The organism is Mesorhizobium sp. B2-3-6 (assembly GCF_006442305.1).
In the GTDB taxonomy this organism is placed as follows: Bacteria; Pseudomonadota; Alphaproteobacteria; order Rhizobiales; family Rhizobiaceae; genus Mesorhizobium.
Genome location: NZ_VFVW01000002.1, coordinates 369413 through 381136 on the forward strand (window position 1 = coordinate 369413; position 11724 = coordinate 381136).

Genomic DNA, 11724 nt, shown 5'->3' on the forward strand with positions numbered 1-11724 from the left:
ACATGCATGAGCATGGCTACGACTGCAGGTCAAATGCGATGTTGCGATGCTTTTGAATTGCTGAGCTGGCAACAATGTCCGCCAGTTCTTTGTCGGAGAGAGTGCATTCTGGCAGTTCGTAACGGATGGCTGACACCGCCTGCGCCGTGGAAATTGGCCATTCGAGATTTCTGCGGGAATTGATGTAGTGATCGATGGCCCGGATCAGTTCCTTCGAGGTCATATCGATCACAGGCATCGGTTCCTCCTCCTTATTTCCCCGTTTTTCTCACTGTGTTGACGGACACCGAAACCTGCCATCACAATTGTTAAAACGGCAGACGAAAAAGATGTCGATTCAGGAAAATAGGGGCTGGCGGTGGCTTTGGAGTTCACCTCCGCTGCATCGGTGGAAATATAACTGGGAGTGCAGCGGGTTGCGGTGTAGTGTCCCAAGTGATGGCCGCTGCAAAGGGAGAGCTCTTGCACCATGGACGGGGAAGCGGCGAAATCAGCCTTTCTGGGCGGGATTCGCGTTTTGATCGTGGAAGACGAATATTTTCTCGCCGATGACCTGCGTAAGGCTCTCGTCACACAAGGGGCGATAGTGCTCGGCCCGGTCGCCACGGTCGAGCCCGCAATCGAATTGCTGAACAGCGGTCAATGCGATTTTGCGATTCTCGATATCAACTTGCGCGGCGAGCAGACATTCGAGATTGCCCGCGAGTCGTTGGCGAAAGGCGTTCCGATCGCCTTCGCCACCGGCTATGATCAGACGGCCATACCAGCAGAGCTCGGCGGGATCAGGCGATTTGAAAAGCCTCTGGAATTCGGCAGCATTGTCGAGTTCGTTGCCGCGACGGCACACGATACGCGATGAACGAGAGAAGCGAGCCGGCGGTTGGCCTGAGAGCGAAGACCGCGCGGCACCCGCTTATCCGCAAGCTGTCCAATTTCACGGTCCTGTCCGTGGAAGAATGCGACGCCATCGAGAGCGCGACAACAAAGGTCGCCGAATTCGCCGCCGGCGATGACGTCATCCAAAGGGGCGACAGGACAGGCGGGGTCAACCTGCTGCTCGAAGGATTTGCCTGCCGCTACAAGATTCTCGAAGACGGTCGGCGACAGATCCTTGCCTATTTGGTGCCGGGCGACCTTTGCGATCTTCACGTGTTCCTGCTGCGGCGCATGGACCACTCGATCGGTGCTCTCAGCCGCTCCAAGGTTGCGGCGATCCCGCAGAGCGCCATCCTCGGCTTCACCAACAGCTATCCCAATCTTACGCGTGCGCTCTGGTGGACCACGCTGCTCGACGAGGCGATCACCCGCGAATGGGTCGTCAACATCGGCCAGCGGACTGCTTATGAGCGGATGGCTCACCTTTTTTGCGAGCTGTTCCACAGGCTTCACGCAATTGGTGAAACGGCCGGCAAGAGCTATCCCCTACCGGTAACCCAGGCGACCCTGGGCGATACGCTCGGTCTTTCGAACGTGCACATCAACCGTACGCTTCAGGATCTCAGGCGCGACGGCCTCATTTCGTTCAACAACGGCACTGTAACGATCAAGAACCTGGCGAAACTGGAGGCGGCGGCCTTTTTCAATCCTGATTACCTTCATCTGTTGGACGTCAGGGAGCCTTTTGCATGATCAGGCACGGCCTCATCGAGTGGAGCGCAAAAATGAAACATCATAGGGAACCTGGCCTGCTTCTGCCGGTTCGGCGTGACCGGAGGCGGTAGCGAGCGATGGCCAAGCGCGATTTGATCGGCGGATCGGCAGGTACGATCGATCCGCTGGGCCGCTGCGATCGCCCTCCATATTTCCGCCGACAGCGGCGGCATTAATGCTCCTGCCGGCTCGACGGTATCATTTTCGCCGGCTGAAAACCGCGCGCGGCGGCACGAAAGCCAATCCTGGGCGCGTGAACGCGAGCCAAAGGCCGACGAGACGATGCGCTTGGCACCGCGCATGATCGATGAACGGTTGAAAGACTGACAGGTGGCTGGAAAAAGACCTCCCAAGAAAGACGTCACGGGTACATTCTCCCGTCCGCAAAGTGTGTCCGCCGAAGAACGCGATGCTTCCGCGTCGATGCGGCTCAGCCATGTCGATGAACAGATGGACGAACGTGACGATCATATCGCCCGGCTCGAAGCCGAACTCCAGGTCACACGCGACCGCCTCCAGGCGACGAAGGCATTTGCCGCCGAATTGCAGCACCGCGTTCGCAACACGTTGAGCATTGTCCGTTCGATCGCTCGCCGGTCGGTTGAAAACAGCAACAATGTCGAGGACTATGCCTTTCACCTCGAGGGCCGCATCAATGCGCTTGCACGCACGCACAATGTGCTGATGCGATCGGCCTCGGCCACCGTGCAGCTTGACATGCTTGTCCTTGACGAGCTTGCGTCCCAAGGCGGCCGGACGGAAGATCAGTTCACCATAGATGGCCCGGATATTTCCTTGTCCGGAAAGACGGCGGAGACCTTGGGCCTGGCGTTCCACGAACTCGCCACCAACTCGATGAAATATGGCGCGCTGTCGGCAGCCGACAAATCAATCAGCGTAAGCTGGAAAGTGGGTGGCACGCCCGCCAGACAGGAGCTGAAGATCCGCTGGATCGAGGACCTGCATGGTCCGGCAGCAATACCTGCGCGACGCGGCTTCGGATCCGAGCTGATCGAAAAGGTGGTGCCCTATGAGATCGGCGGAGCTGGCTCGCTGCGCTTCACCGATGCCGAGGTGATCTGCACGATGGATATCCCCCTCTCGAACGAAATTCACCCCAGCAGGAGCCTGGAGGACCCGCCCGACGATCTCCAGCATTGAACACCGACACTCCTGCGCCGAAAGGCGGCCGGGGCCAGGAGCGTGGAGTTGGAAGGGGCTGACCCAGCACCGACCGAGGTGGCGCAACGGCCCTGGGGTTTGCCGAGTTGCCGCCGCACCAGCCTTCAAATTCTCAAAATGATGGAACTTCAGCGACAACAAAGAGTTCGGAGCGCGGCGACGGCGAGCGCGCTGTCGTGATCTCGCGACTCACCTTGAAGCGGGAGGAACCTGGATCAACAGGAGCTGACCATGAAGTCCCATACACTCGAACAACTACACGCAATCGCGGAAGTTGATACGGTGTGCCCGACAATGACGCGGAACCAACGCCTGGAGCGCTGGGCAAGTCTTCTTGAGCGTCATCCTGAACGGCGCCTCGGAGCGCTTCCGGGCACCGAATATATGAGCCCCGACATGCGCGAAAACGCCTACTGCGTGCAATCCCCCATCAGCGTCGCGTTCGAAGATCCGATACTGCGGGCGCAGGGTCTGGAAGGCGACACCTATGGCGAGGCAAAGCGCTTTTTCGAACTGTCCAACTGGCAGTTGCACAACATCGTCTGCGATTGCCACGTCGGTGCGACCATGAAAGCCGGGTGGGTCGCCGTTCGCGTGCGCGCCGCCATGGGCGAAGGTTTCAATATCTTCGCCAGGCTCAGGGCGCTGCTCGGACGTTGACCGAGACGCCATCTCGAATGCGTCGACGGAATGAACAGTCGGTCGACGCATTTTTCCTCCTTGGCGGCAAGTGACGTCGCTTCAGGAGCTTCGAGGCTCCGACCCGCTGCCGATGGTCGGATCGGGCACCACCGGACCGCGCTCGGCTTCCGATCCTTCCGCCTCTATTTCCTGCACGGCCTGGTCCCAATGCTCCTGCTCTCGGCCCGGCGGGCGGCCTTCGCGCTCCCAGATCTCGTAGGCTCGTCGCTTTATGAGTTCTTCCTTGTCCATTGGAAACTCCTCCTGCGTGCCCCAATCTCCGGCAGGCCGCTTTGTTCCCTCCGGAAACAAAGGCAACGCTTTTGGAGCGATCCGGACTAGCCGCACCGGAGCGACACGGAACCCTTGGGGGATTAGGCCGTTTCCGAGCATCGGCGCAGTGGGGGATGGCTTGGGAATGCCCGCCGCTCGAACTCTTGGCGACGAACACGCCAATGATGTGCCTGCGCCACGCCTTGCCGCCCCGTGTGGCCTCGGCCAATCAAAGCCTTGCAGCGGGACTCCAAAGGGTGGGCGCGACGCAAATATTGGGCTTGAGATCATGACTATTGTCTTTTCGGATCGTCGCGAGGCAGGACGCGTTCTCGCTGATAAGCTCGGCCACTTCGCAGCGCGCGATGATGTCACCGTGCTGGCGCTGCCGCGCGGCGGCGTGCCTGTCGCCTACGAAGTCGCACAGGCATTGAAGGCACCGCTCGACGTTTTCGTCGTACGCAAGCTCGGCGTTCCCGGTTACGAAGAGTTGGCCATGGGCGCAATCGCGACCTCCGGCGTACGCGTCCTGAACGACGAGATCGTGGAAGGCCTCGCTGTGCCGGCCCACGTCATCGATGCGGTCACTGCCAGCGAGGAGAGGGAGCTTTTACGCCGCGAGCACCTCTATCGCGGCGAGCGGGTACCGCTCCTTGTGGAGGATCGAATCGTCATTCTCGTGGACGATGGGCTCGCCACTGGGTCGACCATGCGCGCGGCGGTCAGGGCGCTGCGCGGAAAGCGGCCTGCCCGTATCGTTGCGGCCGTTCCGGTCGGCAGTCCCGACACCTGCGAGGCGATGGAGAGCGAGGCCGACGAGGTCGTCTGTGCGACGACGCCGCAGCCGCTCATCGGCGTCGGGCGCTGGTATGAAGATTTCTCCCAAACCAGCGACGACGAGGTCCGCGCCCTTCTCGCCAAGGCGGGGCGACCAACCGCACCGTCCGGCCGCGATGCGCCGCAGAATACGGCAAACCGATTGCACAAGCACGTCGTTCGGCTCTCCGGAGACGCGCGAGACTACGACGAGCTCTTGGCGGCGATCGGCGAGGCGCGCTTCGTGTTGCTCGGTGAAGCTTCGCACGGCACACACGAGTTCTATGAGGAGCGCGCGCGGATCACGCGGCGGCTAATCGAGGAGCAGGATTTTGCCGCCGTTGCTGTCGAAGCCGACTGGCCCGACACATACCGGGTCAACCGCTATGTTCAGGGAACAGGCGAGGATATCGACGCGGAAGAGGCGCTCGCCGATTTCCGACGCTTCCCCACCTGGATGTGGCGGAACAGGGTCGTCGTCGATTTTGTCGAATGGCTGCGCCGGCACAATGAAGCGCCCGGCAAGGGCAATCCGAAAGCCGGGTTCTACGGGCTCGACCTCTATGCCTTGCATGGCGCGATGAAGGCGGTGCTACGCTATCTCGAAAAGGCCGACCCGGCCGCGGCGGAGATCGCGCGTCGCCGCTATGCCTGTTTCGACCATTTCGGCCCTGACCCGCAGGCTTATGGCTTCATAGCCGGCAATGAGGTCGACAAATCCTGCCAGGAGGCTGTGGTCGCACAGCTGGTCGAGATGCTGAAGCGGCGCCCGGCGAAGGCCGAGCCGCGCGAAGGCGCCGTCGCGGACGAACTCTTCGCGGCGCAGCAAAACGCCCGCCTCGTAAAAAATGCGGAGGCCTATTATCGGGCCATGTTCCTGGCGCCTGAATCGACCTGGAACCTGCGTGACCGGCACATGGCCGAGACGTTCGAAGCTCTCACCGCTCATCTCGGCCGGCTCGGGCGATCGCCGAAGATCGTGGTTTGGGCGCATAACTCCCATCTTGGCGACGCCAGGGCGACAGACAGGAGCCTGCATGGCGAAATCAACCTCGGACAGCTTATCCGCGAAAAGCATGAGCGCGAGGCCTTCCTCGTCGGCTTCACGACGTATCAAGGAACGGTGACGGCCGCGTCGAACTGGGACGGTCCGGCGGAGCGCAAGGCTGTCCGGCCTGCCCTGGCGCGCAGCTATGAGGCGCTGCTGCATGCTGTCCCGTCCGATCGCTTCCAGCTGGATCTGCGCGGCGACGGCGAAGCCCTGCCGCGACGGCTCCTGGAGCGCGCGATCGGCGTCATCTACCGGCCTGAGACCGAACGGGCCAGCCACTACTTCCATGCCAACCTTGCCGCGCAATTCGACATGCTGCTGCATTTCGACGAGACGCGGGCGGTTGAGCCGCTGGAGCGCAGCTCGCAATGGGACGCCGGCGAGCTCGCGGAGACCTATCCGTTCGGGGTTTAGGGACCGATCCAGTTGAGATGGAGATCGCCATGGTCTCAGTCCTGAAGACAAACGAGAAGGCCGTGCAGGTTCCCGCCGGCGGCGCAATGCTCGCGGGCAACCTGTCGCTGCCGCAGGAAGCCCGTGGGCTCGTCCTCTTCGCTCACGGCAGCGGCAGCAGCCGGCACAGCCCGCGCAACCGCTATGTGGCCGGACGGTTGAACGAGGCGGAACTCGCCACGTTACTCATCGACCTGTTGACGACCGAAGAGGAGCGTATCGACCAGATTACCGCCGAGTTGCGGTTCGACATCCGCTTGCTCGCCGATCGACTGGTTCAGGTTACCGACTGGCTGCACATGTCCGAGGAAACGTCGGCGCTGCGCGTCGGTTATTTCGGCGCGAGCACAGGGGCTGCCGCGGCGCTGATGGCTGCGGCAGAGCGCCCGGATCGAGCGGCCGCCGTCGTCTCGCGCGGCGGGCGTCCGGATCTTGCGGCACCTGCCCTGCCCCGCGTCCGGGCACCAACGCTGCTCGTGGTCGGCGGCGCAGACACGCAGGTGATTGCGCTCAACCGTTCGGCGTTCGCGGCGCTGCGGTGTGAAAAGGAGCTGGCCATCGTTCCGGCTGCGACGCACCTGTTCGAGGAGCCCGGCGCGATGGAAGAAGTGGCGGACCTCGCGATCCAATGGTTCCTGCGCCAACTGCCCGCGTGACGCCGGCGCCAACGCCTCATCAGAGAGCCAGATCGATTGGGTCGTCGGCGCGTTAAAAATCATTCCGCGGAGAAGCTTCCATGACAGTCAGGGTTCTGCAATTTCTCGCCATTGTCATTTCGGCCCTCGCGCTCATCCCGGCAGGGGCCCATCTCGCAGCTCTCCCCAACAAGATATCTCTGCCGCAGCCGGAATATTTCACCGTCCAAGGCATCTATTACGGATGGGCGATCCTTGGATTGCTCTGGCCTGCCGCGCTGATCGTGAACGCATTGTTGGCGATCTCCGTGCGCTCACAGGCTTGGCCCTTTTGGCTCGCCCTGCTTGCGGCGCTGTGTTTCGCGATCATGCTCGCGATCTTCGTTGTCTGGACGCTCCCTGCCAACCAGGCGACGCAGAACTGGACGACAATTCCCGCAAACTGGGAAGCGCTCAGGCAGCAATGGGAATATTCTCATGCGGTAAATACCGCGATTGTATTTGCAGCACTCTGTCTCGCGACGCTGTCGGCGCTCTCGTGGCGTCCGGCCGATCTGTAGATTGTCGCCGGAGAAAGTCTCTTTTCCTCCGGATCATTCGCGCCATCGATGCGTTAGGTTTTCTGGAGGTCGCGACGTCGCACCGCCATCTGTCCCGCTGTATCCAACGAGGAGAAAGCGAGTGCGATCGTGTGAGATACGGCCGTCCTTGTCTTTGTCTCGATCCGGCGGGAACAACGGCCCGTGTTCAAGGTTATGGAAAGCTACACCGGTGGTGGAGCTTTCATGACAACCTTAGGGAGACGAAGACATGGCGACTGCGAAGAAGGCGGCGACGAAAGGGCTGGAAGCCCTGTTCCTCGACGGGCTGAAGGATATTTATTACGCCGAAAAGAAAATACTAAAGGCGCTGCCCAAGATGGCCAAGGGTGCCGAGTCCGAGGAGGTCGCGGCGGCGTTCGAGAAACATCGCGTGGAAACCGAAGGCCAGGTCGACCGCCTCGAACAGGTGTTCGACCTGATGGACAAGCCAGCCCGCGGCAAGACCTGTCCGGCAATCGACGGCATTCTCGAAGAGGGTTCGGAGATTCTCGACGACTATAAGGGCGACCCAGCATTGGATGCAGGACTGGTCGGAGCGGCACAGGCGGTCGAGCACTATGAAATCGCACGCTACGGCACGTTGATCGCGTGGGCTGAACAGCTTGGCAAGAGCGACGCGGTCAAGCTCCTCAACGAGACGCTCAAAGAGGAAGTGGCAACCGATGAAGCGCTTACAGGCTTAGGCGAAGGCGGGGTCAATGAGCGGGCTCTTGAGAAAGCCGCTTAGCCGCGGGGCAGCCCGGCGCTAAGCGCCCGGCAGCCTTCCTGTCCAGAGCGGGGTGCGTTCGAGTTGAACTGCGGGTCCTGCTCTGGATTTGGCTGCCGGGACCTCGACAAAACAGGTTGTTAAAATCATCGAACCTTACAGGAGGATCCGCGCAATGCCGGAAGACCTGTCTCGCGAGGAAGAGCAACGCGGTACCGGAAAGCTCATCACCTGGGGTGTCGTGATCGCCGCCGTGTTTTTTATTGGCCTCTTGGCCATATTCGTCCTCAAGCCGCTTATGACGGGATCTTAGAATCCTTTCGAGCCGCAGCGCGCTTGAGCCGCGCCGGAACGTGCTCGCAAGCAATTCGATGACCGCAACAATTCCGGCACGCTTTGCGACGCGGCGGTGATGCGATCGAATGTTCCCTCAAAGGAGTGCCAACCATGCCCCTGACGCTCAGCAGCCCCGCCTTTGCCGACGGCGGAGAGATCCCCGAAGCCTATACTCGTGACGGCAAGAACGTATCTCCGCCTCTGAAGTGGGCCGGGGTACCGGACGGCACAAAGAGCCTCGTCCTTGTCGTCCAGGATCCCGACGCGCCGAGCGGAATGTTCGGCCATTGGGGGGTGTTCAACATATCGCCGGAGGTGCAGGAGTTGCCCGAAGCGGAAAGCGGCAGACCGGGTCCACAGGCCCTCAGGCAAGCGCGGAACGATTTCGGTAACGCCTATTACGACGGCCCTGAACCGCCTGTGGGCCACGGTGTCCATCACTACCACTTCCGGCTGGCGGCGCTCGACACGCCGAACCTTGCTATCCCCGCAAGCACGGGCGTGGAGCGTATCTGGCAGGAGGCGCAAAAACATTTGCTGGAGCAGGCGGAACTCGTCGGAACCTACGAACGTGGCCGGCAATTGAAGGCAGATTGATCCAGGTGCCGTCGTCCACGCGCGGAACGGTTCTTCTCCTTGCCGGTTGTGAGGGAAAGGAGACCTCCCATGTTTGAAAGCGTCATGTGGTTGATCGTCGTCGCCGGCGGGCCATTGCTACTGCTCGTATTGCTGGCCTACGTCATTGTCACTCGACGTCGCCGCGGTCCCGCAGAACGCAGAGAAAGCGATCGAGCCACCGATCGGCTCTATCATCAGGACAAGGATTGATTGTAGCTACTGTGGCCCACAGCAAACTCGATCAGCGGTCCAAACATCCCTCGCACATGTCCCGAAGATCAAATTTCGGGCGAGGCACCCACGCCGGCCTGGCTGCAAAGTGCCCCGCCGCCCTGGCAGGCTTGTTCTTCAGGGCCGGTTTATTGCCCTGCCGCCGTCGCGCTCAGGGACATAGTCGCCCGCGTTGACGTCAAAGCCGGTCCAGCCATCCGCCTCGTAAGCCCTGCGGCGTTCCATCACGTCAACCGAGCTGGACTGACCCAGAATGTCCTCGGCTTCCGGAACAAGCCCATCGTCCACCTTGGCCGTCACCAGCGTACCGCCACGACGTACGCCCTCTGCATAGACATTTGCATCGTTTTCGGAAACGCCCGAATCCGTCAGAGCGCCAATGATACCGCCCGCCGCACCACCAGCCACCGCGCCGGCAACCGCCCCGGTGGCGGTAGCGGCAAGCCATCCGGCCGCAACCACAGGTCCGACGCCCGGAACGGCCATGACGCCCAACCCTGTCAGCAAACCGCCGGCGCCACCGACCACGGCCCCTATCCCTGCGCCGCTCGCGGCATCTTCAGCGGTTTCGGAACGATCTCTCTCGTACCAGCCATCCGAGTTGTTGGCGATGATGCTGATATCGGAATGTGGCACTCCGGACGCTTCCAGTTCGCCGACCGCGTCGGCTGCGTCGTCATAGTTGTCGAACAGTGCAGTTACGGTTTTCATTTTGATATCTCCTGATCGTGCTCATTTGCTGTCGGCGACGACGTTGCCCTGATAGTCGAGCCCGACGGCGACACTTTGGCCTGACTTGGTCGCCTGCCCGCGCCAGATGCCTTGATCGTCCTTGGCAAGCTTCGACACATTGGAATAGCCGGCATCCTCGATGCGGCTCTTTGCCTGGGGCTCGGTGAAACTGTTTGCGCCGGGCACCAGGGCCGCGGCATTGGGTGTGTTCGTGGTTTTCACCGCGGGCGTTGTCGCTCCCGTGATGGAGTCCTGGGCGGAGGCGATCTTTTCGATCATCTGCCGATGCATCTTCAAGGTGCCGACCGTTTGCTGGGCGAACGTCTTGAGGGCCGCGTTGTCGCCGTCGCGGGCGTAGCTTTCAAACAGATTGACGGCATCGGCGTGCGCCTTGCGCTGCATGTCCACATAGGCCGGATCGATTGGCGGCTGTGCGTTCTGGAGCTTATCCAGATCGGCCTGATGCTGCGCATCGAGCGCCGTCGGCACCTTCAACTTCTGTTCGCCGGCAATTGTTTCCAGCTTGGCGTTGGCCGCGCCATGGTCCCGGATCATCGTCTGCGCGAAATTCTTGATGCTTTGATCCTGGGCCTTGTCCTGGGCAATCTTGCTCGAATCGACCTCGAACTTGCCGCCGACGGCGGCCTTGTCGACGAAATCCTGAGCGCTGTCGGAAGCAGCCAAAGCAGGCATTGCGATAAGCATGGAAGCAGCGGCGAGCGAGGCAAGAAGGTGTCGCGTTTTCATTGGCTTTGTCCTTGTCGATGCGCGAACTTACGATGCGCCCTAACAAGCCAGGATGGGCTTTGTTCCGGCGCCGTGCGATGCGCTGCAAGCGCCTTCGGACAGGCCCCACGACCGGCCAGGAGACCTTCAACATCGGGACCGCGGCGCGGAACAAATCGGCGGCTGCGAGATTTGATTTTAAATGCGACCCATGAGCGTCAATCTGTCGACCGAGCGAACTTGCCGAATTGGGTTCCGAGGAGAGTTCATGGCCAAGATTTCAAATTCCACACCTGCCGCAGCCAGGGGAGAAGTTCAGGCTGGAGCCACACGGGACAAAACGCCCGGATTCGATCCTGCAGTTGCCCCGTTCGAGACCGACGCCGAGGCGGCGGACACGCAGAACCCGGTCACTGAAGCAGGTCCGCAGCGTTCTCTCCGGCCAAAATTCGAAAACGATGCCAGCTTCGCCAACGCGATGCGGCCGGTGGAGAACGAGCCCCAACTGCAGCCCCGCAGCAACTGGCCGCTAATGATGATTGCGGCCGTCGTGCTGATAGCGGCCGCGGTGTTCCTGGCAGCCAGCCTGCTGCGGTAAGGCGCATCATCCTGAGTGCAGACAGCATCAGACAACCCTTGGCTGAGTTCGAGCACTTTCGCGCGGCCGTCCGCCTGGGTCGTCATCGATCCTGCCTCCCTCGTGGATGAAATTCGGGGGCGCCCTTCATGCCGGAAAGTTCCGTTGTCGAACACAGCAGCCGCGGCCGTGCAGGATCGGAGATGTCGAGCTTGTCCCAGGGAATACGGTACAGGCCGTCGCGACGGCGCAGCCGGAAGAAATCCAGCACCGCCGTGCCGATGGTCGAGGCCGAGAGACGCTCGAAAGCGGCGTAGATACCGACATGGAATTCGGTAACGACGAAGTCGTCGCCGGCCGGTTCGGCTCGTATCTCCTCGATATAGCCGATGCTTTCGCCTTGCCGCGAGAGAACGCGTCGTCCGGCCAGATGCTCGAGGTTGACGGTGGACATC

General features: G+C 61.4%; 18 protein-coding genes. 12 read left to right on the forward strand and 6 right to left on the reverse strand.

Going from position 1 to position 11724, the window contains the following annotated elements; translation table 11 throughout:
* Nucleotides 1–16: 16 nt before the first annotated feature.
* On the reverse strand, nucleotides 17–238 hold the full coding sequence (locus tag FJ953_RS07480; RefSeq protein WP_140497477.1) for a hypothetical protein: 222 nt from the start codon (nucleotides 236–238) through the stop codon (nucleotides 17–19).
* A gap of 231 nt (nucleotides 239–469) precedes the next feature.
* Here FJ953_RS07480 and FJ953_RS07485 point away from each other — a divergent pair, with 231 nt between their 5' ends.
* Together FJ953_RS07485 and FJ953_RS07490 are read left to right on the forward strand one after the other, a co-directional pair.
* On the forward strand, nucleotides 470–859 hold the full coding sequence (locus FJ953_RS07485) for a response regulator (RefSeq protein WP_140497475.1): 390 nt from the start codon (nucleotides 470–472) through the stop codon (nucleotides 857–859).
* Nucleotides 856–1629 (forward strand): Crp/Fnr family transcriptional regulator, encoded by a 774-nt coding sequence (locus FJ953_RS07490; RefSeq protein WP_140497473.1) that lies wholly within the window; start codon nucleotides 856–858, stop codon nucleotides 1627–1629. The genes FJ953_RS07485 and FJ953_RS07490 overlap by 4 nt, the downstream gene beginning before the upstream one ends.
* A gap of 219 nt (nucleotides 1630–1848) precedes the next feature.
* Here the strand turns inward: FJ953_RS07490 and FJ953_RS30765 are convergent, their stop codons facing one another.
* Nucleotides 1849–2487, reverse strand: coding sequence for a hypothetical protein (locus FJ953_RS30765; protein ID WP_246670975.1), 639 nt, complete (start codon nucleotides 2485–2487; stop codon nucleotides 1849–1851).
* Between FJ953_RS30765 and FJ953_RS30770 the strand changes: the two genes are divergently transcribed.
* Entirely contained in the window at nucleotides 2470–2811 is a 342-nt protein-coding gene (locus FJ953_RS30770; protein ID WP_224519092.1) for a sensor histidine kinase, read from the forward strand. The genes FJ953_RS30765 and FJ953_RS30770 overlap by 18 nt on opposite strands.
* Nucleotides 2812–3063: 252 nt before the next feature.
* Entirely contained in the window at nucleotides 3064–3492 is a 429-nt protein-coding gene (locus FJ953_RS07500; RefSeq protein WP_140515225.1) for a hypothetical protein, read from the forward strand.
* Between the two features lie 81 nt (nucleotides 3493–3573).
* Here the strand turns inward: FJ953_RS07500 and FJ953_RS07505 are convergent, their stop codons facing one another.
* Entirely contained in the window at nucleotides 3574–3765 is a 192-nt protein-coding gene (locus FJ953_RS07505) for a DUF2934 domain-containing protein (protein ID WP_140497466.1), read from the reverse strand.
* A 310-nt stretch (nucleotides 3766–4075) separates the two neighbouring features.
* Here FJ953_RS07505 and FJ953_RS07510 point away from each other — a divergent pair, with 310 nt between their 5' ends.
* The 7 genes from FJ953_RS07510 to FJ953_RS07535 all read left to right on the forward strand — a co-directional run bounded on the left by FJ953_RS07510 (nucleotide 4076) and on the right by FJ953_RS07535 (nucleotide 9213).
* Nucleotides 4076–6067: an erythromycin esterase family protein gene (locus FJ953_RS07510; RefSeq protein WP_224671758.1), complete on the forward strand. Its 1992-nt coding sequence runs from the start codon at nucleotides 4076–4078 to the stop codon at nucleotides 6065–6067.
* 29 nt (nucleotides 6068–6096) lie between these two features.
* The gene (locus FJ953_RS07515; protein WP_140515223.1) at nucleotides 6097–6762 is read left to right on the forward strand and encodes a dienelactone hydrolase family protein; all 666 of its coding nucleotides are present in this window, start codon (nucleotides 6097–6099) and stop codon (nucleotides 6760–6762) included.
* A gap of 80 nt (nucleotides 6763–6842) precedes the next feature.
* Nucleotides 6843–7301 carry a DUF1772 domain-containing protein gene (locus FJ953_RS07520; protein WP_140515222.1) on the forward strand — a complete coding sequence of 153 codons (459 nt, stop codon included), beginning with the start codon at nucleotides 6843–6845 and terminating at the stop codon, nucleotides 7299–7301.
* 250 nt (nucleotides 7302–7551) lie between these two features.
* Complete coding sequence (locus FJ953_RS07525; RefSeq protein WP_140497458.1) at nucleotides 7552–8070, forward strand: ferritin-like domain-containing protein; 519 nt, start codon at nucleotides 7552–7554, stop codon at nucleotides 8068–8070.
* A gap of 154 nt (nucleotides 8071–8224) precedes the next feature.
* On the forward strand, nucleotides 8225–8362 hold the full coding sequence (locus FJ953_RS30380; RefSeq protein ID WP_181167175.1) for a hypothetical protein: 138 nt from the start codon (nucleotides 8225–8227) through the stop codon (nucleotides 8360–8362).
* 134 nt (nucleotides 8363–8496) lie between these two features.
* On the forward strand, nucleotides 8497–8982 hold the full coding sequence (locus tag FJ953_RS07530; protein WP_140525118.1) for a YbhB/YbcL family Raf kinase inhibitor-like protein: 486 nt from the start codon (nucleotides 8497–8499) through the stop codon (nucleotides 8980–8982).
* Between the two features lie 69 nt (nucleotides 8983–9051).
* Nucleotides 9052–9213, forward strand: coding sequence for a hypothetical protein (locus FJ953_RS07535; protein ID WP_140497454.1), 162 nt, complete (start codon nucleotides 9052–9054; stop codon nucleotides 9211–9213).
* Between the two features lie 138 nt (nucleotides 9214–9351).
* Here FJ953_RS07535 and FJ953_RS07540 read toward each other — a convergent pair whose 3' ends face one another.
* Together FJ953_RS07540 and FJ953_RS07545 are read right to left on the reverse strand one after the other, a co-directional pair.
* Nucleotides 9352–9945, reverse strand: a complete 594-nt coding sequence (locus FJ953_RS07540; RefSeq protein WP_140623781.1) for a general stress protein — start codon at nucleotides 9943–9945, stop codon at nucleotides 9352–9354.
* 21 nt (nucleotides 9946–9966) lie between these two features.
* Nucleotides 9967–10713: a DUF4142 domain-containing protein gene (locus tag FJ953_RS07545; RefSeq protein WP_140623783.1), complete on the reverse strand. Its 747-nt coding sequence runs from the start codon at nucleotides 10711–10713 to the stop codon at nucleotides 9967–9969.
* Nucleotides 10714–10960: 247 nt separating this feature from the next.
* Between FJ953_RS07545 and FJ953_RS07550 the strand changes: the two genes are divergently transcribed.
* Nucleotides 10961–11290, forward strand: a complete 330-nt coding sequence (locus tag FJ953_RS07550) for a hypothetical protein (RefSeq protein ID WP_140555667.1) — start codon at nucleotides 10961–10963, stop codon at nucleotides 11288–11290.
* 82 nt (nucleotides 11291–11372) lie between these two features.
* Here the strand turns inward: FJ953_RS07550 and FJ953_RS07555 are convergent, their stop codons facing one another.
* Nucleotides 11373–11723 carry a hypothetical protein gene (locus FJ953_RS07555; RefSeq protein ID WP_140497446.1) on the reverse strand — a complete coding sequence of 117 codons (351 nt, stop codon included), beginning with the start codon at nucleotides 11721–11723 and terminating at the stop codon, nucleotides 11373–11375.
* Between the last annotated feature and the right edge of the window lies 1 nt (nucleotide 11724).

Bases quoted from the DNA above. Each gene is read 5' to 3' on its own strand.
- FJ953_RS07530 (WP_140525118.1), top strand. From the start codon at position 8,497: ATGCCCCTGACGCTCAGCAGCCCCGCCTTTGCCGACGGCGGAGAGATC.
- FJ953_RS07515 (WP_140515223.1), top strand. From the start codon at position 6,097: ATGGTCTCAGTCCTGAAGACAAACGAGAAGGCCGTGCAGGTTCCCGCC.
- FJ953_RS07525 (WP_140497458.1), top strand. From the start codon at position 7,552: ATGGCGACTGCGAAGAAGGCGGCGACGAAAGGGCTGGAAGCCCTGTTC.
- FJ953_RS07520 (WP_140515222.1), top strand. From the start codon at position 6,843: ATGACAGTCAGGGTTCTGCAATTTCTCGCCATTGTCATTTCGGCCCTC.
- FJ953_RS07505 (WP_140497466.1), bottom strand. From the start codon at position 3,765: ATGGACAAGGAAGAACTCATAAAGCGACGAGCCTACGAGATCTGGGAG.
- FJ953_RS07555 (WP_140497446.1), bottom strand. From the start codon at position 11,723: ATGTCCACCGTCAACCTCGAGCATCTGGCCGGACGACGCGTTCTCTCG.
- FJ953_RS07480 (WP_140497477.1), bottom strand. From the start codon at position 238: ATGCCTGTGATCGATATGACCTCGAAGGAACTGATCCGGGCCATCGAT.
- FJ953_RS07485 (WP_140497475.1), top strand. From the start codon at position 470: ATGGACGGGGAAGCGGCGAAATCAGCCTTTCTGGGCGGGATTCGCGTT.
- FJ953_RS30380 (WP_181167175.1), top strand. From the start codon at position 8,225: ATGCCGGAAGACCTGTCTCGCGAGGAAGAGCAACGCGGTACCGGAAAG.
- FJ953_RS07540 (WP_140623781.1), bottom strand. From the start codon at position 9,945: ATGAAAACCGTAACTGCACTGTTCGACAACTATGACGACGCAGCCGAC.
- FJ953_RS07545 (WP_140623783.1), bottom strand. From the start codon at position 10,713: ATGAAAACGCGACACCTTCTTGCCTCGCTCGCCGCTGCTTCCATGCTT.
- FJ953_RS07550 (WP_140555667.1), top strand. From the start codon at position 10,961: ATGGCCAAGATTTCAAATTCCACACCTGCCGCAGCCAGGGGAGAAGTT.
- FJ953_RS07535 (WP_140497454.1), top strand. From the start codon at position 9,052: ATGTTTGAAAGCGTCATGTGGTTGATCGTCGTCGCCGGCGGGCCATTG.
- FJ953_RS07500 (WP_140515225.1), top strand. From the start codon at position 3,064: ATGAAGTCCCATACACTCGAACAACTACACGCAATCGCGGAAGTTGAT.
- FJ953_RS07510 (WP_224671758.1), top strand. From the start codon at position 4,076: ATGACTATTGTCTTTTCGGATCGTCGCGAGGCAGGACGCGTTCTCGCT.
- FJ953_RS07490 (WP_140497473.1), top strand. From the start codon at position 856: ATGAACGAGAGAAGCGAGCCGGCGGTTGGCCTGAGAGCGAAGACCGCG.